This is a genomic window from Fictibacillus barbaricus, assembly GCF_014635025.1.
GTDB classification, from domain to species: Bacteria; Bacillota; Bacilli; order Bacillales; family Fictibacillaceae; genus Fictibacillus; species Fictibacillus barbaricus.
Genome location: NZ_BMCE01000004.1, coordinates 36,749 through 61,389 on the forward strand (window position 1 = coordinate 36,749; position 24,641 = coordinate 61,389).

14 protein-coding genes and 1 pseudogene are annotated in these 24,641 nt (G+C 37.2%); 2 read left to right on the plus strand and 13 right to left on the minus strand.

The features are described 5' to 3' along the window. Positions 1 to 25: 25 nt before the first annotated feature. The 5 genes from IEV52_RS19640 to IEV52_RS19660 all read right to left on the minus strand — a co-directional run bounded on the left by IEV52_RS19640 (position 26) and on the right by IEV52_RS19660 (position 12,943). Entirely contained in the window at positions 26 to 1,210 is a 1,185-nt protein-coding gene (locus IEV52_RS19640; RefSeq protein ID WP_188404290.1) for an RES family NAD+ phosphorylase, read from the minus strand. A gap of 217 nt (positions 1,211 to 1,427) precedes the next feature. Then, positions 1,428 to 4,775: a S8 family peptidase gene (locus IEV52_RS19645; protein WP_229754387.1), complete on the minus strand. Its 3,348-nt coding sequence runs from the start codon at positions 4,773 to 4,775 to the stop codon at positions 1,428 to 1,430. A 468-nt stretch (positions 4,776 to 5,243) separates the two neighbouring features. Beyond that, the gene (locus tag IEV52_RS19650; protein WP_229754388.1) at positions 5,244 to 8,600 is read right to left on the minus strand and encodes a S8 family serine peptidase; all 3,357 of its coding nucleotides are present in this window, start codon (positions 8,598 to 8,600) and stop codon (positions 5,244 to 5,246) included. A gap of 26 nt (positions 8,601 to 8,626) precedes the next feature. Continuing rightward, positions 8,627 to 12,049: a S8 family serine peptidase gene (locus IEV52_RS19655; protein WP_229754389.1), complete on the minus strand. Its 3,423-nt coding sequence runs from the start codon at positions 12,047 to 12,049 to the stop codon at positions 8,627 to 8,629. Between the two features lie 741 nt (positions 12,050 to 12,790). Beyond that, on the minus strand, positions 12,791 to 12,943 hold the full coding sequence (locus tag IEV52_RS19660) for a tyrosine-type recombinase/integrase (RefSeq protein ID WP_188404361.1): 153 nt from the start codon (positions 12,941 to 12,943) through the stop codon (positions 12,791 to 12,793). A 399-nt stretch (positions 12,944 to 13,342) separates the two neighbouring features. Here IEV52_RS19660 and IEV52_RS19665 point away from each other — a divergent pair, with 399 nt between their 5' ends. Continuing rightward, on the plus strand, positions 13,343 to 17,731 hold the full coding sequence (locus tag IEV52_RS19665; RefSeq protein ID WP_188404291.1) for a S8 family serine peptidase: 4,389 nt from the start codon (positions 13,343 to 13,345) through the stop codon (positions 17,729 to 17,731). Between the two features lie 142 nt (positions 17,732 to 17,873). On the opposite strand, the gene IEV52_RS19670 is transcribed toward IEV52_RS19665, so the two are convergent. The 8 genes and pseudogenes from IEV52_RS19670 to IEV52_RS22415 all read right to left on the minus strand — a co-directional run. Continuing rightward, positions 17,874 to 18,965, minus strand: coding sequence for a tyrosine-type recombinase/integrase (locus IEV52_RS19670; RefSeq protein ID WP_188404292.1), 1,092 nt, complete (start codon positions 18,963 to 18,965; stop codon positions 17,874 to 17,876). Between the two features lie 602 nt (positions 18,966 to 19,567). Then, entirely contained in the window at positions 19,568 to 19,978 is a 411-nt protein-coding gene (locus tag IEV52_RS19675) for a MarR family winged helix-turn-helix transcriptional regulator (protein ID WP_188404293.1), read from the minus strand. Positions 19,979 to 20,065: 87 nt separating this feature from the next. Then, entirely contained in the window at positions 20,066 to 20,311 is a 246-nt protein-coding gene (locus tag IEV52_RS19680; protein WP_188404294.1) for a hypothetical protein, read from the minus strand. Between the two features lie 26 nt (positions 20,312 to 20,337). After that, positions 20,338 to 21,138: an MOSC domain-containing protein gene (locus tag IEV52_RS19685; RefSeq protein WP_229754391.1), complete on the minus strand. Its 801-nt coding sequence runs from the start codon at positions 21,136 to 21,138 to the stop codon at positions 20,338 to 20,340. Between the two features lie 160 nt (positions 21,139 to 21,298). Next, a complete protein-coding gene (locus IEV52_RS19690) occupies positions 21,299 to 21,886 on the minus strand; it encodes an RNA polymerase sigma factor (protein WP_229754392.1) in 588 nt (195 codons plus the stop codon). A 13-nt stretch (positions 21,887 to 21,899) separates the two neighbouring features. Further along, entirely contained in the window at positions 21,900 to 22,076 is a 177-nt protein-coding gene (locus tag IEV52_RS19695) for an aspartyl-phosphate phosphatase Spo0E family protein (RefSeq protein WP_188404296.1), read from the minus strand. Between the two features lie 36 nt (positions 22,077 to 22,112). Continuing rightward, positions 22,113 to 22,736 (minus strand): NAD(P)-dependent oxidoreductase, encoded by a 624-nt coding sequence (locus IEV52_RS19700; RefSeq protein ID WP_188404297.1) that lies wholly within the window; start codon positions 22,734 to 22,736, stop codon positions 22,113 to 22,115. Between the two features lie 395 nt (positions 22,737 to 23,131). Next, a pseudogene (locus tag IEV52_RS22415) lies at positions 23,132 to 23,227 on the minus strand (nucleoside hydrolase); the annotation flags it as partial. A gap of 336 nt (positions 23,228 to 23,563) precedes the next feature. Here IEV52_RS22415 and IEV52_RS19705 point away from each other — a divergent pair. Then, positions 23,564 to 24,433: a L,D-transpeptidase gene (locus IEV52_RS19705; protein WP_188404298.1), complete on the plus strand. Its 870-nt coding sequence runs from the start codon at positions 23,564 to 23,566 to the stop codon at positions 24,431 to 24,433. Positions 24,434 to 24,641: the final 208 nt, after the last annotated feature.

A 24,641-nucleotide genomic window follows, 5' to 3' on the forward strand; every position in this document is an offset into this window, starting at 1 on the left:
AATGCAATTTTTACGAAGAGTTATATTAAAAAATATCTGTATAATCGATATCTGGTTTATTCTCAACTTTAACAATTTCTATCTTGGGTTTAAGCCCAAAGGGATCATCATCGGATGAAACATTTGCATTCGTATGAATTTTAGTCATACGGATATCCACATTCTTTTGAAAATTAAACAAGCAAAGATTCAAAGCTTCAGGATCTTTAACACTTGAGTAAACTATCCCGTTAAAGCCATGGTAAGCTAAACATTGGGATAAGAAATTCGGAAAAATATATTCATAGGAAGAGGAATAACCATTATTGTCTTTAACCGTACCAGCAAATATATCGATATCAGTTTTTGTTGAGTTGAACACTTTAAGCTCACTTGTTATTTCAAATTCAGCAATGTCCACTATATCTAAATTTGAAGGCGAAATTTCTAATAAAACAGCATCTTGCTTATCACCTAAGTATAAATTTGTAACCCCTGGGGGATTAAACCTACCTTGTTGTGGTATACCGATAGGAGGGTTCCATAACTCTTCTTCTATAAATGGGACAAGTCTCTGATATTTATTTCTAGTTCTTCCTCGGTAAAAAATTGTCCCTGCTTTAATTTTTTCAATCCCCGGAAAATCACTATTTCTTATTTTATCAAATATTGTTTTTCCAATAGGCTGAGATAAACCTAACATTGGATTTTCCTGAAGGAATTCTATAAATTCCTCGGTTTCCTCACCAGAGACATTAAAGGTTTCTATTATAAATTCAATATCCTCGTTAAACCAGTTTTTTATTTCACCCTCAGTAACGTAGGGATCATCATGATTTACTGGATTTCCACACCTGCATTTTAGATAAGAGTAAATTCTTGATAGCAGATGAGAAGGGATATTATAACTGTCTACTAAACTCCCAACCATATTTAAATCAAGGGGGTCTCCATTTCTTTGTTCATATGGAATTATAGTCCAGTTACAACTTTGGCACTCATATATTTCAGCATTTATTTTTTGGGCTAAATATTTTAGTGATTCATCTAAAAAGTTCTCTTCATCAACAACTAGATATTCATCATCCATAAGAGGAGTTTTACAAATCGGACATTCTTCAAGTTCATCGTCGTATTCGGATACCACTTCAGCTCCAGGTACATAATCCTCGTCTAGTAATTTAAACGTACGAAATAAATCGGAATGACAGCAATTTTGGCAACCCACCATAAAAAAACACCTCTATTCTAAAACTGTTTTCTATATTATACCAAAAATTCGTTTCCATGGTATATTTTTCGTAAAATTGATATTATACGAATAATTAATAATCACTAGATACAATCTATTCTTTCATTAATAAAGGCTAGTAATAACATTTCTTATTTTTATTGCATAAAGAAACCGCTTATCATTTGATAAGCGGCTGTATTAGTTATATCTCTTTCTACTTCCTTAGATTGATATATAGTTTTCCAGATGCAAGTCTTTTTGTCTGATTTCCATATTGATCCTTCATAAAAACTTCAATGACTGCTCCTTTAATATCTTTTAGTTTTGACGGAACTTTCCAATAGCCTACATAATGTCCATTTTTTTGTTCCCTTAACTGTAACTCGTAGGAACTTTGCGAAATTGAAATCTGAGATTGCTCAAAAAGTGGCAATCGGATTATATACGAACCTTTCAGTCCGGGTTGGCTATCCAATTCAATTTTTACGGTGTGTCCTGTTTTTACATAGATATTTTTTGCAGGCTTGATATTCTTTATGGTAGGTGCCGAATATTTTGTAAAAATTGTTATTTGTTTTGTCTGCTGGTTTCCGGCTTTGTCTAAGGCTACCGCCTTTATCGTATTTTTTCCTGAATTTAAGGGAATACGGACAGAGTAGGTTCCGTTCCTCGCCACAACTACCGAATAACCATTTACTTTGACACTTTTTAAATATTTATCGGATACTTTCCCAGTTATGATTACCGCCGTTTTATTCGTTTTCCATTCGTTAACAGGTGATTGAATGGTTAGAGACGGCTTAATTTTATCAAGTATGACTTTAACTGGAGAAGATGGTTTTGTTGTTCCTACAGGGGTTGAGGTTGCAGCAGTTAGGATATTTTCCCCTTCTCCTAATGTAACTTGGCTAGTAAACGATCCATCATTATTTGAAGGAACAGATTTATTTTCTTTCCCGTTGTTATAAATTTTCACTGCTGTTCCTGGTTTGGTTCCTTTCCCTTTTACCGTAATTAATGGTTTGTTGGTAAAGAGACCATTAGCTGGTGAAGTAATAGAAGGCGCAGTTTTAATCTCATAACTAACTTCAGCACGAATCATGTAGTTTGCGTCTTTATAATTTTTAGACCACCCGTAAATATACTCCCAGTTACCTAGATTAGATGAACTTTCGTCACCACGCAATTTAGGTCCACTAACACTATCATTTGGTATAAAAGCTAAATAGAACTCTTTAGGAACAAAAATCGATTCGCCTGCAAGATTGACTAGTGTCCATTGATTATTCATTTGGGCTGTTGCATCAAACGGACCAGCAATCTTTTTACCTGGTTTTCCATGAATTCCACTAGCATCATATACAGCGACCTGAAAATCATTATTGGAAGGGCTCTCTTTGTTGATCATAAAAAGACCACCAGTAAGCAATGCTTTCTCTTGTCCCTCTTTTAAAATCATTTTAGTGGCATACATCTTACTGTTAGGGTTATTAAGAGTTGATTCTGCCGTCCCATCATCATAACGAAGTTGTTCTGAATAACCAATGAATGGTTTTAGCACAGCGTTTTGTAGGGTGGTTTGATCACCATCAATAATGATGTTAGCGGTTGTTTTATAATAGAAAGGCGCACTTATACGTAAAGTATAGGTTCCTTCGTAAGCTGTAAGGGCGAAGTAGCCATCCTTATTGGTTTTAACAGGGGCAACAGCTGCATCTTCAATAAGAGAAATCGTCGCATTGGCAATTGGTTTTCCTGTTTGTTCGTTTGTCACACGCCCTTTAATTGTGCCTTTTGGTAGAGGCTGCATATCAAAATTCACAGTTGTGGTTTCATTTTTTACGACAGTCACTCTTTGTTTAGCTGCCTGAATACCATATCCTTCAGCAAGAAGAGTAAAATCCCCCGAGCGTTGATAAAGAGCATAACTGCCATCAGCCCCGTTTGTCTTTGTGGAACGTCCTGTTTCAAGTACCGTGACCTGACTATCAACACCTACAGGACTCCCATTTATATTTTGTGTGACGTGTCCCTGTATCCTTCCTACACCTTTATTTAAGGTTTGAACTGCCTCATAGATGTTGATCAACCCATTCCCATATCCATTATTGGGAGCATTCGGGAATTCTACATCAGTTAATGGCACCGTAGAATGAATTAAGATTTCCTCTATGTCCTCTGGGCTCAATGAGGAATTAACTTGTCGAAGTAGGGCTACAGCACCAGCCACATGAGGGGCAGCCATTGAAGTACCGTTCCAACCACTTTCATATTTACTTCCTGGTACAGCGGAACGAATATTGACACCTGGGGCAGACACGTCTGGTTTGGTTTGATTATAAGGAGAAGGTCCTCTAGAAGAGAAAGGAGCTAATCGATTAGACGATTCAATAGCACCAACAGCGAATGACTCAGGATAGTTTCCAGGATGCGAAATACTACCAGGACCTAGTGTTCCACCATTCCCTGCTGCAAAAACAGGGAAGATATCCGCTGCTCTCCAGGCTTGTAACATGGGACGATACCATTCATCTAGACCAGTCCCCCCACTCCAAGAGTTGTTGACGACATCTGGCGCATTTTCTGGATGTGGATTACCTTGAGCATCTTTTGGGGCAAGAATCCATTCTCCACCTTCTAGCATATCTATACCTGTTCCAGAACCTCTTGAGTCGAATACTTTTACCCCTATCCATTTCGCTCCAGGGGCAACTCCTATTTTGTTATTTCCATTCGGCTCAGAGCCCACCATCGTGCCCGTTGTATGTGTACCATGGCCATTATCATCATAAGGGGATTTTTTTTCACCTACAGCATCAAACCAGTTGTACATGTTGTCTGGATGATCCGGGTCACCCAAACGGTATCCACGATACTTTTCCTTTAACGCTGGATGATCCCATTGCACACCTGTATCGATGCTGGCAACAACAACTCCAGTGCCGTCGATACCTTCTTTCCATACACGGGGTGCACCTATTTTTTCAAGACCCCATTCTGGAGTTGAAGTGATAGACTGATAGATCGTTTCCCTTCCTTCCGGTTTTATTTTATCGATTAGTTTGATGGTTTGGTTAGGGAAAATCTGATCTACTGCAGGATCTTTTAGCAGCTTCTCTGCTACCTCTTTTGTTCCAGTTACTGCGATGGCATTAACAATGTAAAACGACTGTACGGTCTTAACCCGTCCGGCCTTTTTCTCTTGAGAGAGTAGCTGTTTTAGGGGATATTGGGTTTCTTCTGCGGTTGTACGTAACGTAGAAACTAAGGTGGATCGTTTTAAGAGCTCAGCTTGAAACGCACTTTTTTTCTGACTTTTGGCTTTTAGAGCCGCTTTTGAAGCTACTTCAGAAACATTGACTTGTTGTTTAAGTTTTACAAGGAATGTAACATACGTTTCCTTCTCAAACTGTGCCATCAGTTCTTGATTGGTTTTATTGAATACTTGTCTTGTTGTAGAGGGGGTCTGTGAGAATCCAATTTGAGGTATAAAACTCGAAGCCATTAAAAATAACGCTAGCGTAAACAATAAGACTCTTAACTCGTTTTTTCGTTTTCTCAATGTTAAGAACTCCTTCCAACGTATAAGTTAATAATGCACAGAGATAAAATAATCTCTCATGACCCTATTTCCCTTATTACTCTTGATGAAAGTCCAGGTTAACTTTTAAAAACAAAGAAATTGGATCCAACAATGAAAAAGATGTTGTCCTCCTTTCTTTAATAAAAATTGATCTAAATTGCATTACATTTTAAGATTATGATTTTTCTGAATATTCATCAATATTATTATATCTATCAAAATAATAGATTACATCAATGTTATATAGAAAAATCAGATTAAATGCTTGGCTAATAATCAAAAAAAGATACTTTCGAAGGAATGGAATCTAAAATCGTGAAGTTACGATAGAGGAATAATACAAAAAATCCAATTCTTACATGAAGGGTAAGAATTGGATTTTAATAATTACTTTCTAATTATCTAGGGGATCATTATGCTATTTTTACAGTAAAAAAATTGTTATCATCATTTCCTTAGGTTGATATATAGTTTTCCAGTTGTTTGTTTTTTGGTGCTATTGCCGTACCTATCTTTCATAAATACTTCAATTACAGCCCCTCTTCTATCTTTAAGTTTAGATGGGACTACCCAGTATCCTACATAATGCCCTTCTTTCTGTTCCATCAATGGGACTTCGTCTATAACAGATATACTATTTGGCATACGGATGGAAAAATACCCCGTCAAGCCCTTTTGACTCTCTAATTCAACCTTTACGGTTTGGCCTGTTTTCACAAAGACATCCTTAGAAGGTTTAAGATTCTTGATCGTTGGCGAAGTGAATTTTGCAAAAAGCAATATTTGTTTGGACTGTTGGTTCCCTGCCTTGTCTACTGCAGTTGCTTGAATGACATTTTCACCATTTTTTAACGGAATACGCACAGAGTAAGTTCCATCCTTGGAAATTAAAGCCGAAGTACCATTCACTTTTACTCTGTCTAGATATTTATCTGATACATTCCCTTTAATAGTAACTATTTTTTGGTTCGTTCTTCCTCCGTTCACATGAGATTTAATAGTGAGCGTAGGCTTTACTTGATCGAGAATAACTTTAATCGGAGGAGAAGGTTTTGTAGATCCTCCCTTTGTGGTCGTTACAGCCGTTAAAACGTTTTCATTCTCTAATAAAATTACTGTGCCAGAAAAAGAACCATCCGCCTTTGTTGGGATTGACGTTTTTTCTTTTCCCTTGTTATAGATCTTTATGTTTGTTCCTGAGAAACCCTTTCCTTTGACTGTTAAGCCATTTTGATTGGTAAAGTGACTAGTTTTAGGAAAAGTAATAGTAGGTGGATTTTCTATCGGATAACTTACTTCCGCACGAATCATGTATTGATTCTCTGCAGAATTTTTAGACCAAACACCATTTTTGGAAGACCAGCTTCGGCTTGAGAATGTGTTATCATCCTTACTCAGTCTAGGGTTGAGTGAACTATATTCATTATCAAGGTATACAAGATAAAAATCATGGTTGACTATGATAGATTCGTTTGTAAGGTCAACATGTGTCCATCGGCCATTTGATAAGGCGTTGGCATTGATAGGTCCAGCAATTTTTTTACCTGGAGCTCCATCCGGTCCATTTGCATCAAATACAGCCACTTGAAATTGACTAGGATAATAAGAGCCTCTTAATTGAGTTCCCATCATGAAAATGCCCCCAGTAAGTAAAGCTTTGTCTTTTCCATTTTTTAATGACATTCTTACAGCATAGCCGTCTCCAAAATCAGGTTTTGGAACAACGGATTCTGCTGAACCGTCATCATAATGAATTTCTTCTAGGTTTCCAATAAAAGGTTTAAGAACAATATTTTTTTCAGTTTCTTTGTTTCCTTTAATGGTGACCTCTGAAGATGAATAAAGTCTATAAGGTGCACTTACACGTAATGAATAGGTCCCTTCGTATCCTGAAATGGAAAAGTGGCCATTCTTATCGGTTTTAACTGGTGCGATCGCTGCATCTTCTATGAGAGAAATGGTTGCATTTTCGATAGGGTTATTAGATGGATCGGTTATACGTCCTTTTATTATTCCTTTCGGAAGGGGTTGTAAGTCAAAATTAATGGTTGTTATACCGTCTTTAGTAACTATAACTCTTTCTTTAGCTGTCTTATAGCCATATTTCTCGGCTTGAACGGTATATTCATTGGGTTTTTGGAAAAGAGTATAGCTTCCATCCATGGTGGTAGTTGTCGAGCGTCCGCTCTCAAGTACTGTGATTTTGGCACTCATACCGGTGGGAGTTCCGTTTATCGTTTGGGTGATCTTTCCTTTTAGTTTTCCTGCTCCTTCAGTAAGGATTTGAACCGCTGCATAGGCGTTGATTAATCCATGGCCGTATCCGCTATTAGGAGACTTTGGAAACTCCGGATCAGTTAATGAGTTACTAGTAGAAAACAATAATGCCTCTAAGTCATCTACACTTAAAGAGGAATTAACTTGTTTAAGGAGAGCAACAGTTCCTGCGATATGAGGTGCAGCCATTGAAGTACCGCTAGATTCTTCGTACCCATTGCCGGGTACGGCTGAACGAACATTGACACCAGGTGCTGAGATATCAGGTTTGGTTTCACCGGAAGAATAAGGTGTTGGACCTCGGGATGAGAAGCGAGCTAAACGATCAGAATTGTCCGTTGCAGCCACGGCGAATGACTCCGGATAGAACGCTGGTGGGGGGATGTAACCAGGCCCGTGTGCACCATAATTCCCTGCCGCAAAAACAGGAAAGATATCAGCTGCTCTCCATGCTTGGACCATTTGGCGATACCATTGGTCTTGAAAACCTTCCTTCCCATATCCCCAAGAATTGTTTACGACATCAGGAGCTTTTTCTGGATGAGGATTCCCTTGGGAGTCCTTAGGTGATAAAATCCATTCACCAGCTTCAAGTAAATTTACATCTGTGGTATAGCCAAAGGAATCCATTACTTTTACCGCTATCCATTTTGCTCTAGGAGCGACTCCAATTTGGTTTCCATCGGGTGCGGAACCTACCATAGTTCCCGTGGTAAGGGTACCATGTCCGTGATCATCGTAAGGTGCATCCTTTTTTCCAACGGTATCATACCAGTTAAACATATTATCGGGCTGGTCAGGATTGTCAGGATTATACCCTCGATACTTATTCTTTAGGGAAGGATGATCCCACTGGACGCCAGTATCAATACTTGCAACGACCGTCCCCGTTCCATCAATGCCCTGTTTCCATGCACGAGGAGCACCAATTTTTTCAATGTTCCATTCCGGAGAGGAAGTAGTAACCTGCTTTCCTATTACATTATCTTTCAACTTCTCTTCCTTCCTTGCTTGATGGGTTTCGTTAAGCAGGATTTTTTCGACATCGGAGTAACTAGCAAGCTTATCCACCACTTCTTTGGTCCCTGTTACCGCGATTGCGTTTACAATATAGAATGACTGGACATATTTTACACGGCCTTCTTCTTTTTCCTTAGCGAGGAACTGTTTTAAGTCATGTTGAGTTTCTTGAGCTGTCGTTCGTAAAGTAGAGACGATCGTTGAGCGTTTAATAATTTCGGTTTGGAATGCACTTTTTCCCTGAATCTTTGATTTTTGATCTATTTTTACAGCAATCTCTGGGGTGTTGACCTGTTGTTTAAGTTTGACTATAAATGTTACAAACTTCTCTTTTTCAAACTGATTTGTCAGTTTATGATTTATTTTGTTTGATCCTTGTTGTTTAGTAATTGATTTTGAGAAAGAGAAAGTCTGAGAGAATCCAATTTTAGGGACTAAACCAGAAACTATTAAAATTAAACAAATCGTGGAAAGAAAGACTCTTAATATATGTTTTTGTTTTCTCACGATATAGAACTCCTTTCGAAATAAATTTACTTCTTCGTATTGATATATAGTTTTCCAACAGCTCTTTTTCGGACTTCATTTCCATATTCATCTGTTAACTTGATTTCGATTACTGCACCAGGAATAGTCTTATGAGGAGTCGTCCAATATCCAACATAATGACCAGATGATGTTTCCCTGAGGGGCAGTTCAACCTCATTTAAAGCTGTAGACATAGTGGATAGACCAGTTAGCGGCATTCGTAGGATGTAAGTTCCTTTTAACCCTCTTTGGCTATCTAGTTCAATCTTTATCTTTTGGCCAGATTTTGCAAAGATATCCTTTGCAGGCTTTATGTTCTTCATGGTAGGAGGAGAAAACTTGGCAAATAGTGTGATTTGTTTTGTTTGCTGGTTACCTGCTTTGTCTATTGCTGTCACTTTAATATTATTAGCTCCTTCATGTAACAGAACTCTTGCAGAGTACATGCCATCTTTGGAAACAAAAGCAGTCCTTCCATTAATACTCACTTTATTAAGATGCTTATCTGACACTTTTCCCTTAATGGTCACTGCCTCTTCATTGGTTTGATAACCATTCTTATGGGAAGTTATAGTTAGTGTCGGTTTTGTTTGATCAAGTATAACTTTGAGAGGTGAAGAAGGCTTTGTAGGTCCCCCCTCAGTAATGGTAGTAGCAGTTAGAGTATTTTCATTTTGGTCTAGAGTTACAGGGATCGTAAAGCTTCCATCTGTTTTAGTTGGAGCTATTGCTTTTTCTTTCCCCTTGTTATCAATTCGCACTTTTGTTTTCGGTGAGCCCATCCCTTTTAATGTAATTGTTTTTTTATTAGTAAAAAGGGAACTATTTGTTGGCGATGTAATGACTGGAGCTTTTACTTCATAACTAACAGTAGCTCGTATCATATATTTCCAATACTGTAATCCTTGCTCCCAACTACCATTAACATATCCCCACATGTAATCCAACTTTCCATTTTCATCTACTACTAAACGGGGAGATGTTTCCCTATTTCCTTTTTGTATATAGACCAGATAAAATTCTTTATCAACTATAATGGATTCATCTAGTAAATCTACGTATGTCCAACCAGCACTCCATTTGGCAGTTGCATCTATAGGGCCAGCAATTTTACGTCCTGGTCCTCTATTTTTTCCATTCGCATCAAATACAGCAACTTGGAACTGATTATGTTGTGAACTACCATGTATTGTATCAAGCATAAAAAGTCCACCAGTAAGCAAAGCTTTATTTTGTCCCTCTTTTAATGAGATTTTTACTGCAAAACCATCTCCGTAATTGCGGGCAAGGGCAAGTTCTCCGGTTCCATCATCGTAACCAATCTCTTCTGGGGTTCCGGTAAAGAATTTTAGTCTAACGTTCTTTTCGGTCTCTTTATTACCTGTTACATTAATTTTTGCAGTTGTTTTAAACGAATAAGGAGCAGTGATTTGCAATGTATAGTTCCCTTCATAGGCCGAAAGGAGGAAATATCCGTTATTATCGGTTTTAACGGGTTTAATCGCTGCATCTTCAACGAGGGAAACTGTAGCATTGGCAACAGGTCTACCTGTTTTTTCATTAGTTACATGTCCCTTTACCTTTCCTTTAGGAATTGGCTGCATGTCGAAACTAGCAATTGTTGTTTTGTGTTTGGTTACAGTGACCCGTTGTTTGGCCGGTTTAAATCCATATGCTTCAGCCTGGAGAGTATACTCTCCTGATGGCTGTGTTAGGGTATAACTACCATCAGTCGCATTGGTCATCGTCGAGCGCCCCGTTTCCAGTACCGTGACCTGCGCATCAATACCAGTTTGTTTTCCGTTTAGTGTTGTTGAAACGGTTCCATTTATTTTTCCTAATCCTTCATTGTTTAAGATCTCTACTGCTCTATGGACGTTTAGCAATCCGTATCCATATCCCATGTTTGGAGAAGTAGGGTAACGAGAGTCCTTCAAGGGTGTACTGGAACTCAATAATATTTCCTCAATTTCATCTATACTTAATGAGGCATTGACCTGCTTTAGAAGAGCTACAGCTCCAGATACATGAGGTCCTGCCATAGATGTTCCATCAAAAGCAATATAACCTCCTCCGACAAAAGCAGAACGAATATTGACTCCTGGTGCAGAAATATCTGGTTTAATTTCTTTACCATAAAGAGATGGTCCACGAGAAGAGAAATCTGCCAACTTGTTTTGATCATCTGTCGCTCCAGTAGCAAAAGATTCTGGATAGTTCGCCGGATGGGCTATTGTCCCCTCTGCTGATCCATCATTACCGGCTGAAAACTCGGGAAAAATATCCGCTGCTCGCCAAGCTTCTATCATCGGACGGTACCATTCATCCAAACCGGGTCCACCACCCCAAGAATTGTTAACCACATCAGGTGCTTTTTCAGGGTGAGGATTTCCATCTTTATCTTTTGGAGCTATAATCCATTCTCCCGCCTCTAGCAGGTCGACATCTGTTCCCCCCTTTGCACTGAATGCTTTGACAGCTATCCAAGTTGCGCCTGGAGCGACTCCGATTTGATTCTTCCCATCACGCTCAGAACCCACAATCGTTCCCATGGTATGGGTACCGTGGAATAAATTATCGAAAGGGACTTTACTGTCATCAACAGCATCGAACCAGTTATACGTATGGTCAGGATGATCGGGGTCATCAGATTTATAACCGCGATATTTCTCCTTTAAAGATGGATGGTCCCATTGCACACCTGTATCAATATTGGCAACAACTACACCGGTGCCATCAATTCCTTGTTCCCAAACACGAGGAGCTCCGATTCTTTCAATGTTCCATTCGGGGGTATTAGTAGTTTTCACCTTATTGTACATTTCGTTTGACTTAAACTGCCTACCTTGAATTTGGTATTTATTCAGTAAGGAAGTATTAATCTCTTTAAACTTATGATTATCTACTAATTGTCGTGTTTCATTTGGAAGTATCTTGTCAACTTCTGGATAGTTAGCAAGCTTGTTCATAACCTCTTTTGTCCCGGTAACTGCTATTGCGTTGACAATATAAAACGACTGAAAAGATTTTACTCTTCCTTCTTTTTTCTCTAGAGTGAGTAATTGTTTGAGAGGAAATTGGGTTTCTTCGGCAGTTAGACGTAATGTAGATACAATAGTTGATCGTTTTATGATTTCAGTTTGAAAAGGACTTTTCTTTTGATCCTTTGTTTGTTGGGTTGCTATTGAAGCCACTTGAGGAGTATTTACTTGTTGTTTAAGTTTGACTAGAAATGTGACATGCTTATCGTCTTTAAATTGGGATAATAGCTTTGGACTGATTTTACTTGTGTCTTGGTTTTTAAGTGTAATCATTCGTGAAGTAAAAGATTTCTGGGAGGAGGCAATTTGAGGCAGAAAAACAGAGATTGCTAAAAGTAACGAAAGTGTAAATAGAACGGCTCTTAAAACGTAGTTTTGTTTGGTCAATGTTAAGAACTCCTTCCATATTAACGGTCATTTGTACCTTTAACACCAACTATTCTAGAATTAAAAAACATAAGTGACTGAACCCGGTAAATATGCAGATGTAAACACTGTTTTTTCTTAGAGGTAAATAAGACCTACTTAGGATATTAAATTATAGGGATGAAACTGACCGGAATACTTGATACATCTTCCTCCTTTCTAGTAATAAATGGATGAGATTACATTATAAAGATTATGATTTTTCTGAATATTTATCAATACGATTATTTCTATTAAAACAATAGATTATTTCTATTGTAACAACTTAGCCTTCAACAACTTTTCAGGACAAGAAAAAGAGGCGACAAAATTGTCTCCTCTTTTTTAAAAAAATTATGGGCCACTATTTTTGCATTTTTTTAATCTATCTTTTTATTAAGTAAAACTCCAATAAATTCATCTGATTGACCCTATAATACGATCTGGCCCATTTGTTGAATCTAGTATTGTCATACTTTATATAGCCTGTTGAAAATGTTTTTACTGCTATAATGGTTCTAACTCTTCTATTTGGAGCTTTCAACCTTATCCTTTGGTATAAACATACTAATAAGAAACACGAAAAATAAACAGATTAAAGATAAAACCCTATGCTTAAAATGCATAGGGTTATTTTACGTTCCCAAAAAGACTGACCTCTTTAGGCGCTGATAGCTCTTACCTTTGTTGACACGATCAAGATAGATATTGGTTGTCGAGATATCAGAGTGTCCTACCCACTCTTTCACATGGCACCTCGTTCTCCAGCATCGTCGTTACGAACGTATGCCGGAACCAGTGGGGGCTGATTTTTTCGTTCGCACCAGCCATTCTTACGACCTCTTTTACAATCTTATATAGGTGGTTGTAGATGATTTTCTGACGAGTTTCTACCTATATAGGGAATAAAATCTGAAAAAATACACATCTCGCTTTGATATCAATAATTTATTCCATGTATAGGCTTAATTACTTATTTTTTCTCTCTTCAAACTTAATAACTAAAAAACAGTCCGTTACAAGAATTGGCTTTTTTAGTTACTATCATTTTACTCCCCCATTTTCAGGTCTTTATCCCCGAGTAAAACAACCTATATTAATTGAATATTTATCCTTTTTTAAAAACGATAGATATCATCTATCTTTTTAATAGATTAAGTAGCATTGATAAAGTTTTCGAAAAATCCTAATGTTCTTAAGAAGGGGGCGGGATATCATTGTTTATGTGTATCAGAAACAGGCTTTATAAAAAAAAATTTGAGAGGAGCATACCATTTGAATAAAAGAAAAAAAAGATTTTTAATTAGTTCACTATCTAGTTCTTTATTACTAAGCACTCTGGTGCTACCAAACTCTATATTTTATGAAAATCGTAATGCAAAAGCCGAAGCTTCAAAGGAAACTTTCACTAAGGTTATTGTTGAGATGGAAGAGGCGCCTGCTATCAAAACATTATCCAAGGGAGAATTATTGGGAGCTAGTTCTGAGAATTTATCAAACAAGCTCAAGACAACTACAACCCAACTGAAACATGCTAGAGATAAAGTGTTAACCTCTATGGACGATGAAGGGATTAAGTTTACTAAATCACATGACTATTCCCTAATCTTTAATGGTATGTCTGTTAAGGTACCCAAGGATCAATTAGATGAGATCCGGTCGATTCCTGGTGTTAAGGCCGTTTATCCTGATCAGCCTGTGCATGGGAATGTGAGTGAAAGTGTTCCATTGATTGGTGCACCTGATGTTTGGTCAAAACATGATTCCAAAGACCAAAATGTCACAGGTAAAGGGGTTACTGTAGCTATAATTGATAGTGGTATTGACTATAGGCACCCCGATCTGGGTGGAAAGTTTGGACCTGAACATAAAGTAGTCGCTGGTTATGACTATGTAAATGATGATGAAGACCCAATGGATGACAGCAGTCATGGAACACATGTTGCCGGAATCGTAGCAGCTAATGGAAAAATAAAAGGTGTTGCACCGGATGCATCTTTAACAGCATATAAGGTGTTAGATGATGCTAATAGAGGAGAATTGTCCGATGTCATTGCAGCCATCGAAGCATCGATACAACCTGATAATCCTTACCGTGCAGATATCATCAACCTGAGTTTAAGCAATACAGTTGTAGAGGATCCTAGTAATCCAAAGAATCCCTTGACCGTTGCAGCACAAAACGCTGTAGATGCTGGGATAGTAGTTGTGGCTTCAGCAGGAAATTCAAATGATTATACAAAAGTTGGATCTCCAGCCGTGGCTAAAGGAGTTATCGCAGTGGGTGCAAGTATAAGTGGATATAAAGTACCCGCAGCCAAAATGGTGGCCCCCTTTGAAATGAATTTGAATCCTATAAGACTTGATATTTCAGCTAATGCTTACGAAGCAGAAACCACTCGTGAACTAGTAGATGTAGGTGAAGGGAATCCTGAAGACTTTGAAGGATTAGACGTAAAGGGGAAATTGGTCTTAATCAAACCGCCTAAAGATCAATTTGAACAATGGACACCCCGTTATGCAGGACTTATTGCAGAGGAGAAAGGAGCATACGGGGCACTCGTTCTCCAACATACGGCACCACCTGTAGACCCTGGTCCTGGTGACGGTCCTGGTCCAGTGTACCAGCTAAGTGAGGCTGTACCATCTCACTATAGATCTGTTCAAGACGAGTTACTCAATAATCAACAGCATTCCCTAACAAGTTCATATTTCGTTGATCGATTCGAAAAGCTGGTTGCGATGGAGATTGATGCAGAAACAGGGGAAGAATTAAAGTCCCTTTTAACTGAGGGACCGGTCAAAATTAAGGTCACAGCTAAAGATGAAACAGATACATTGTGGCAGGATACAATCTCTCATGGTGATTTACTTTCCATGAAACCAGATATCGTCGCTCCAGGCTATTCCATTTATTCCACCTATCTAACAAGTACTAAAGATGGTAATGATAGTGGTTACAATAGACTAAGCGGAACAAGCATGGCGGCGCCTCATGTAGCTGGTGCCGCTGCCCTATTGAAACAGCTACAACCAAATTGGGAACCGAAGGAAATCTCAGCTGCATTAAAAGGGACTGCTAAACCGCTTGATGTCTATGATTTGAATACACAGGGAGCTGGACGATTAGATGTACATGCAGCCTCAAGGACGGATGTTATCGCTTCCCCTGATTCATTAAATTTTGGTTTGGTAGGTAATAAAAGCTCTGTGATTGACGAGAGTGATACTTTCTCTTTAAAAAATCATAGTAAAAAACCAGTAGATCTCGACTTTACAGTTAAAGAACTAAAAAATAACGGTGCTAAAATCATAGTGAGTCCATCAAAAGTCCACATCGAACCAGGCATGCAGGCAACAATCGATGTGAAAATAACTATGGATCAATCAAAACAGGATACCGATATATCGGGATGGATTGAAGGTACGGTGCAGTCTACCGAGGAAGTGTCAAATGTTCGTGTTCCATTTAAGTTACTCACAAGACATCTCCAGGTCACCGTTAGTCCAGATCCCGCATCAAGTGATACAGAGGCTTTCATTTACAGTCCTGTAGATTTGGAAACTACACCTCAGGTGACCGTTCGTACTCCAAACGGAGAAACTAAACAAGTTCAAGCGGTGTTAGACCATGACCGTTGGTGGCGAGCACCTATCCAAAAAGATGAGCCTGGAATCTATCAGATAGAAGCGACGTCTACTATCAAAAGTTCTTCGAGTGAGACTGATAAGACGATAATAGGATCCGGTCATCTCGAAATTTTACCAGTGGATACAGATCAACGAGATTCTTCTTGGCAACCAATTGGTCCAAATGCATCAGCTGCCTGGTTGAAAATCGATAAAAACAACCGTAAAAGCATGACCGGGTTGAGTTTACACACTTCTTCAGTTTTCAAGACTATGAATGGAGCTGAATCTTGGCAAGAAATGCGCAATCTACCAGTAGGTGCTGGATTTCCGATTGAAATGGTCGTCGATCCGACTGATGAAAAAAATATTTACGTTCCTATCACCTCAGATCAAGACCCTACGTATATCGGAAAGATAGTCGCGAGTCAGGATGGCGGGAAAACATGGAAAACGTTACCCTTTCCAAACGTACCGCTCTCTGGTTTAGAAATTGATGAAAGTGGTGGTAGACTTGTTGCGATTTCAAATAACGCAGTTTATGTCAGTCAAGACAGAGGAATGAATTGGAAGCAGCTGCCGGAATATTGGAAATCCCTTTTTGAAGCACGACTCATAAATGGCGATTTATACGTTACAGGCGTCCACGGCGTTGCAGTCTATAAAAGAATTTTTGCTGGTTCAACTACAGCTGAGCAAGTGTTTACCCCACCGTTTCCTCATAAAGCTGTAAGTGATGTTGTAGGAAATAAAGATATCTTAATCGCGAATGTTATGGGAGCTGGAATGTATGCTTCGTATAATCAAGGTATCGACTGGATAGAACTAGAACATTCTGGAAAACCATTCTATGGAGTTTCTCGTGTAGAAATTTTGGAAGGTAAGATATATGCCGGGACCCATGAAGATGGTATATTGGTGAGTCACGACAACGGAAGAAATTGGAGTTATTGGAAGGCGCCACTTCCAGGAAGTAACTCATTAGAAGTTGATTTTACTGTTAAGGATCGCTCTGTTTTTGTTAGTTCAGTTCAGGCCGGTATTTACGAAACAAAGAATTCAGGGAAAACGTATAAGAGAATGGGTATTCCTGCCGCAACCGTTTACGATTTGGCGATTACTAATGGCACGAGAGGACATCTGCTGATAGCTGGGACAGAATCCAACACGTATCAAAAAGTCTTACCGACTCAAGAAAAAGTAACAGCTTCTACACGTGAATGGGGACCTGCAGAAGGAGAAGGAAGAACGGGTGAACAAGTTCATCATCTGGCGACTTCACCTTCGAATCCAAAGATTGTTTATAAAACACGGATCGATCATAACTTTAATTCATTTCTGTATCGAAGCAGTGATGGTGGGAAAACATGGGATGTAAAGTTAGAATGGATTCCTCCAATTCTTGATTTGCAAGTTCACCCCGCTGATACGAATCAAATATTCCTGTCATATTATGACTCATATAATAAACTCAAGGGGATTATGATCAGTAACGATGGTGGAGATAATTGGAAAAAAATTACTCATGATTATCCATTCTTAGCATTAGTTGGGGATCCAATAGACTCACATAAGATTTGGGCAGGCGGAAGTAACGGGCTGTTCGTTTCTGAAAATAGGGGCGAATCATTTAAAAAGGTTCATAACGTTCCTGTGAGTAGTCTTGCTTTTTCTCCAAATAATCCGAACAGTTTAGTTATTGGTGGACAACAGTTATTTGTAAGTAATGACGGTGGGAAAACGATACAAGAATCAAAGTTTAATCAAGAGCTCGGAATCTATGTAAATGACATTAAGTTCTCACCACGTGATTCTAAAGTTGTCTATGCTGCAACGGGTGCTTTTTATGAACGAGGGTTGCTCAAAGGCGGTAGAGGCGTTTTAAGGAGTTCTGATGGAGGGAAAACATGGGAAAATATTTCGCAGGGTCTCAATAACAGAAATGCCACCGCCCTTGAGATATCACCGGATGGTGAGTATTTGTTTGTTGGAACAGAGGGTGGCAGTGTCCACCGTATTAAGTTAAACAAATAGTATAATTAATAGTGAACAAATGTTATATTCCCTTTTTCATGTAATGAAATAACTCTCTTCCAAGGTAGATCAAGCAACAAAAACCCCGAGATGTTTCTCGGGGTTTTTTATACTCTGAGTCAATCTAACCGTGGATTATGAGTCAGAATAATTTTGCTTTTTTCAACTGTTCATAACTTCGTTCTTTATTGATCCTACCTAGATAGATGTTTGTTGTCGAAATATCGGAATGACCCACCCACTCTTTTACATCTGTTAATGGAATATCGTTCTCAAGCATGGTCGTGACGAACGTATGACGATACCAATGTGGACTGATCTTTTCATGCTTGCCAGCTAACCTGACCGCTTCTTTTACGATCTTATAAAGTGTGATATAAGATAATCTTTGACGAGTTTCTTCCTTATTATATAGAGAATAAAATAGAGGTGTTTCATCATAAGGATTAATCTCAATAGATTGACCTAACAAAGTTCGATAATAAAAAAGCTGATCTGCTGTCTCTTCCCTAACTGGCACCTCTCGATGTTTCTTCCCTTTTCCGATGACATCCGCCCATAAGTTACCACGTCGGTCATTCTTAAAGCTACCCCAATTAAGATTTGTGATCTCACTAGCACGCAAACCTAATGTATACAGAAAGTAGCCGATAAGCAGGTTTCTCTGCTGCAGTTGTTCCTGATATTTTTTAGCTCTGACGACTTTTGGAAAAAAGGAAAGGATCACCTCCGCATCTTTCTGATTCAGTTCTCGGAGTTGCACCCGATTCTTGTTCTCTTCATATAGAACATGACCTCTCCTGATCTTTGGTTTTTCAATCCATATGGATAGATGTGCTTTATAGAACCTCGTTTCATAACCGAAGTCCAGTAGACGACGGAAAAACTCCAGTTTTCTTACTGCTGACTTCGCTGCATACCTCTCTTTTATGTAACGGTTGTATGCCTTCACTTCTGGATAGCCTATATCCTTAAAGGATAACTGCTGTTCAGATAAAAAGTGCAACAATGTTTTCGCATCCGATCGGTAGGCTTTTAATGTATGAGGAGAAAGTTCGTCCTCTGCCTTTTGAATCTTTACAGCAAAGAACCATTCGATGAGATCTTTTTCGCTCGCTTGAGAAAAATTTAAGTTGCGGTTCTCATCAAGGAGCTGTTTTTTTTCTAGATCTGATTTTAGAATTTGTAAATATTCGTTTGAGGATAGTTGATTGACAACTTTTATAAGGTTCATTTTCCCCTCCGCATTTTTAAGTTACATAAGTCCTTTATTGTAAACTGAGGATAAATAATAAAGATAATACATCCTTATCTTGATTATTTTATTTTATCATATATTTTAATTAAAGCGAATGTATATTCCCCACCAAATTTGGGTCAAAAATTAAAATTGCCACTTTTTGTGAAATTAAAAAAATAACCTTTTGTCTAATAAGAAATGAAGACAATAAGTTACTTTTTGGTTTTTAACTAATTTTATTTTTGTATAATACGGTACGTGAAATTTTTTTGATGTTGAAAAAATTTAATAAAATTCAGATTAAAAATTTAGATTAACTAAAAAAGGTTTATTGACTTAATAAAAGCAATGATGTATTGGAAAACAGAAGGCATGAATCGTTTATGAAAGGAATCGAAACTTGTTTGGGGTATCCGGGGTTAAGGGAAAACTGATTCATACCTTCTATAAATCTTATTTTATAAGATAGTTATATCTTTTTTCTTAATGAATTCTTACTTATTTATTAAGCTTATTTAAAAATATTTGTTTTTTTTATAATTAAGAGAAACAAAAAAATTGCACCCCTAACAAGGTGCATAAGAATCTTTCAAGAACTATTTTTTGATGATGAGTTTGCTAAAAATACTGTTTAATTCAGATATCTCACCGGGTGTCAAAAGTGGAGACAGTGTTTTTTGGATAATAAGACTTCTTTTTTTTCGTAATCTATTCGTTACAACGATCCCTTCCTCTGTAAGGGAGTACAATACCAAACGACGGTCAAACCTGTCAAAGGACCTGATGACCATACCTTCATTCTCAAGTGTATGCATTAACATTGAAACAGCACTTTTACTGATGTTTAACATAATCGCTATATTTCCAGCTGTTAAACCTCCATGATCTAACAAACACATGAGAGCGTTCATTTGTGAAATGGTTGTTGTTTCATCACGGAAAATCGCTTGTTCTATTTTATTAATAAAACGTTTGATACTTGTTATATCTAGAATTGGATGTGTCATCTTATCCCCCCTTCAAATGCAGGTTGGTGAATAACTGTTAGTTATACCGGTATATATAATTTTGTTCTTTCCTATAACCTTTAAAAATTAAAGATCTGAAAAATCTTCTAACTCTTTTTTTATTTTATATTTGGTCCAAGCTATCTCAAGTAAAGCTATAAGGATGTTTAATAGTCCGATTCCTAACCCAGCTAAAGTAAATGTTAAAGGGTTTACCTTGAAGTTCAAAACATTTAACATCCATGCCACTGACCAACCAACCACTCCGTATAAGGCTAGAATACCCAATGACACAATCATTCGTGAGAGGAAAATCACAATTAGGTTATCCATGCTTTTTCCACCGTTCTATGCACAAGTTATTTCAATATTTGAACAAAATCGTCCACCTGTATCTTACCTTCAACTAATACTGATCCATAAACTCCAATAGAACCAGCGTTATTCTTAACAATAGACTTTAGAACATTTATATCTTTTGGAAGATCTCCCTGAGCTAGGGTAGTCATGATGCAGCGTTTCGTAACATTAGAAATCTTTAATTTAACTTTACCAATTTGAATGATCTTTCCTACCCAACTATTTTCGATAAATCCATCGGATTCTGGAACATCAATGATGATATTGGGTCTGAACCTTCTAGGTTCAATCCTGCTTCCAGGCGTTATTTTTCCAAGATGTTTTATGGTTGAAGTTGTTATTAGGTGAACAGTATCTATATCAAAAAAAGTGCCTTTTGGTGATATCTTTGTAAAGATGCTCCCAGGATTATCAAGTTCATGAATTTTTGGAATGTACCCTTCAAACCCTGCATTAGGAAAGGGAGACGAAAGTATTACTTCTCGCTTTAAACTTTTCGAGAGGCGTTCGTTTATGTCGGTCTCTGAGCTAAGAACTGTTTCACCAGATGGTATAGTGACCCGAACAGGGGGGGTAGGATGTGATACCTTTGGTGGTTCAACAAAATTCGCTCGGTATTGAAACATGTTTGGCCATTTTAGGGGATTCTTTGCGTTCGCAAGCATACCGGTTGCCTGGTCGATAACACCGTAAGCTCGGTCTCCCAACAAACCATTCTTCGTTAGATCACTTGCATTCAGTTCTTCTCCCATCATGGATTTAACTGGATATCTCCATAACGATACAACCTTAGCTCGCATAATCGATCCCCTCTCTTAGGAAAAGAATTCATTTAAGTCTAATCTTAAAGTAGAACTTATAAATAATTCTATGATAAACATAATGATTCATCAATATTATAAAATTTATACTAACAATAGATTTAGTCTATAATTAGCTCAATAATAATCATTAAAGATATTATCTTCCTTTCAAGTATTTTTTTGACCTGTACAACCGCACCTTAACGTTGGCGACGGAAATATTTAATATTTCAGCGATTTCCTTAAGTGAATATCCATAGTAATATTTTAACAGGATTAAGTTTCGTTCTTCCTCGCTAATATTCATAAAAAGATCATTCAGATCTAAAGATACGGCAAGATTACTATCCACTTTCTTTATGAATTCTAACTTTTGATTATCTAGTGGGACGGTATACTTCTTCGCCCGGATAAATTCAATGGAAACATATACTGTTATTTTTTTGATCCATACTTTAAAATGGTGTGGCTCGTTTAAAGTATGTAAATAACAAAAGGCACGATATGCTGTTTCCTGAACGATATCTTCTGCGTCCTCTTTGTTTCGTACATATCTGTAAGCGACATTAAAAAGTAGCCGTTCATGTTTTTTGATTAACTCTGAAAAGGCAATTTCATTTCCTTTCTGAGCTTGTTCGACTAAGTTACTAATGAAAATTCCCCTTTCTCCGCAGTTCATTCTAGATAAGATCGTCTTTTGTATACATATTTTTACGGTTTCACTTATATAAAAAAGTTTAATCATACAAAATAGGGTTTTATTTGACTGATTTTGAATCATCTATTTTTGACTTTTGTATCTCAAGGATGAGAAGATCTAGTTCTTGACTAATTTTTACAATTCTTGGATCAGAGAAACTGTTGATTTTTTTGCTCACTTGATCTAGTTTTTTCTTCAGTCTTGAAATTTTTCGATCAATTATTGGTTGTCTCATCAACATACCTTCTTACTTTGGATTAATTCTTATTGTTTAGTATGCAATACCTACACAAGTATTAATGAAGGTTTTAGATATGGTCTGCTTATATGCGAAATCTGCAGTATCCATAAAAGATATACACGTTCCATTAACCGGCAAAAAATTCTGTTCTACACGATACTCTAAAGATTCTGCTTCATTTACTAACTTAGTTGGACAAACTATTGTCCAGTCTAGATTCGACAACTTTAGATAGCTGTATACCTTATGGTGTTCTTCTGCAGCTCTTGTCGATTTACGTATGGTTCGGTGGGATTGATAACGTAATTTTTGGGATTGGGAATTCTCTTGTAATATTCCCGCCGTTCCTATAGTAATAAATCTTTTTATGTTGAAATAATCCATATATTTAGTAATGAGAGGAATCGATTCAGATAATGTATTACTCCCATCAGTGCTTAATGAACTGATAACCACATCCATACCTTCCATCGCTTCTTTAAGATTTGATTCATTCAAGACATTACCTTCGTAGACCAGGAGGTTGTAGTGTTGGATACCTATCTTTTTTGAATCCCTAACGAATGCCCTCACTATATTCCCACCCTCTAATGCCTTCATTACGATGTGAATCCCTACTCTGCCTGTAGCACCTAGCACTAAGATTTTATTCATGGAAATATCGTCCCCTTTTTTTAAATAGCAACTTTACTTAAGATAGTAATCTTTACGAATAGCAGTATCAATGCAATATTTTCAATAATAATGATAATAAATATCTATTTACAATATTTTCATATGTAAAAAAACCTGCTCTAATATGGTTTTTTGCATCTAGTTTCTTTTGAATTCAGCTCATCTGTTCTGCTTAATTTGGTTAAAATTTCTGATCTAAACTTATCAAGGTTAATGCCTATAGCTATTGAATGCATCACAAATTCCTCAGAGTGATATCTAAGGCCAAGACTTGTACGATTCCTTCTTATGATGTAGGCTACATAGGAATCTCCGTAAAAGTTGTTGGCCTCAGAAACAGAAGTGTTTAATCGCTCCTTCGAAAACAAGAATATCTTTTTCCCCGCTATATTTAAATCATTGACATTCTTTATAACCTTTTCTATTGAAATATTCCCATAATCCGCTACTATACCTATCAGTTCTATATCTTAAATCAGAGCTAAGACATTCCCAAATACGCAAAAAAAATAACTTTATCTTCATTACTTCCCTCCCTCAGATGCTACGTGTAAATGTTTATGATTAAAAAAAGTAAAACTCCCCAAATATTCATAAAGGTAAAAAATATTATTTTGATAGATATTTCTTATCATTTTAATAGAAACAATTGCATTGATTAATCATTATTGTGAAATTATAATTTGTTTGTAACTTGAATTTTTTAGGAGGTGAATGGATAGAAAGATTGGAAGTAAGTTTTTTGGATTTTGATATTAAGCTTAAATTGCTATTTATATAGAGAAATACTATGGGGGGATATTAACTTGAAAACAAAGGTAATGATTTTATTATGTATTTCAATGTACGTGTTAGTATTTAACTCACAACCGGTTAGAGGAGATCTGCTCGAGAAAAAAGAGAATGTAAAAGTTGAGGTTGTGAAAAAGACATCTTCTATAACTTTAGAGAATGGAATAAAACAAAAAACTATCCCAAATCTTGAACAGAAACAAAAACAAAGTAATATGGAAAAAAACGTGTCAACTTCTGTGGTTCCTCAAGCAACCCCAAAAGTTACAAGCGGAGTGGTATATGCAAAGACCACTTCTGCGGTTTATGGAATTCCTAAATATTCTACAGTAGAAATTCTTTCAGACAGAGGCAACGGAAAGTATTACTATATCAAATATAAGGGTAAGACGTACTACGTTACAAAGCGCTATTTGTCCATTCCGCCAAATCCTAAAACAGATAAATCCATAATGACGAACGAGCAAGTAATCGCTTACATTAAATCAAGGAAGGTTACTTCTAAAACAAATTTTATCATTTTTACTGATATTAACAGGCAGAAAACGTATTTTATTCAGAAAAACAGCTCAGGAGCGTATAAAGTTATTAAAACCACATTAAGCGCTACCGGAAACAATGTTACTCCTACTATAAGGGGACAGTTTGCAATCCAGTCTAAGCGGACACACTTGAATAAAAAGGGTTCTGCGATTAATGCGATGTATGCCATGAAGATTACAGGAGCTTATTATTATCATAGTGTACTCACTAATAAATACGATAAGATCATCAATAATACGGTCGGAAGAAGAGCTTCACACGGTTGTATTAGAAACCCGATGGATGTTGCTAAATGGGCATATCAAACCATTCCAATCGGAACCACAGTATTAATCGTATAGAGATACCATCAAGGGAAGACAAGCTGTCTTCTCTTTTTTCTTTATACATGTGTATATCCTATGAAAAAGAAGCAACCCCTCTATCCAAGGTTACTTCAAATAATCTCTTACTAATTTTCTCAAAATAGACTTCGGCAAAAACATTGATGGTCATAGATCGTAAAGCGCTCTACTGTACGGATTATATTAAGTGTTCTTTTCATATAGA

Coding starts and splice junctions, on each gene's coding strand:
- IEV52_RS19640 (WP_188404290.1), bottom strand. CDS start 1,210: ATGGTGGGTTGCCAAAATTGCTGTCATTCCGATTTATTTCGTACGTTT.
- IEV52_RS19670 (WP_188404292.1), bottom strand. CDS start 18,965: ATGAACCTTATAAAAGTTGTCAATCAACTATCCTCAAACGAATATTTA.
- IEV52_RS19675 (WP_188404293.1), bottom strand. CDS start 19,978: ATGACACATCCAATTCTAGATATAACAAGTATCAAACGTTTTATTAAT.
- IEV52_RS19680 (WP_188404294.1), bottom strand. CDS start 20,311: ATGGATAACCTAATTGTGATTTTCCTCTCACGAATGATTGTGTCATTG.
- IEV52_RS19685 (WP_229754391.1), bottom strand. CDS start 21,138: ATGCGAGCTAAGGTTGTATCGTTATGGAGATATCCAGTTAAATCCATG.
- IEV52_RS19690 (WP_229754392.1), bottom strand. CDS start 21,886: ATGATTAAACTTTTTTATATAAGTGAAACCGTAAAAATATGTATACAA.
- IEV52_RS19695 (WP_188404296.1), bottom strand. CDS start 22,076: ATGAGACAACCAATAATTGATCGAAAAATTTCAAGACTGAAGAAAAAA.
- IEV52_RS19700 (WP_188404297.1), bottom strand. CDS start 22,736: ATGAATAAAATCTTAGTGCTAGGTGCTACAGGCAGAGTAGGGATTCAC.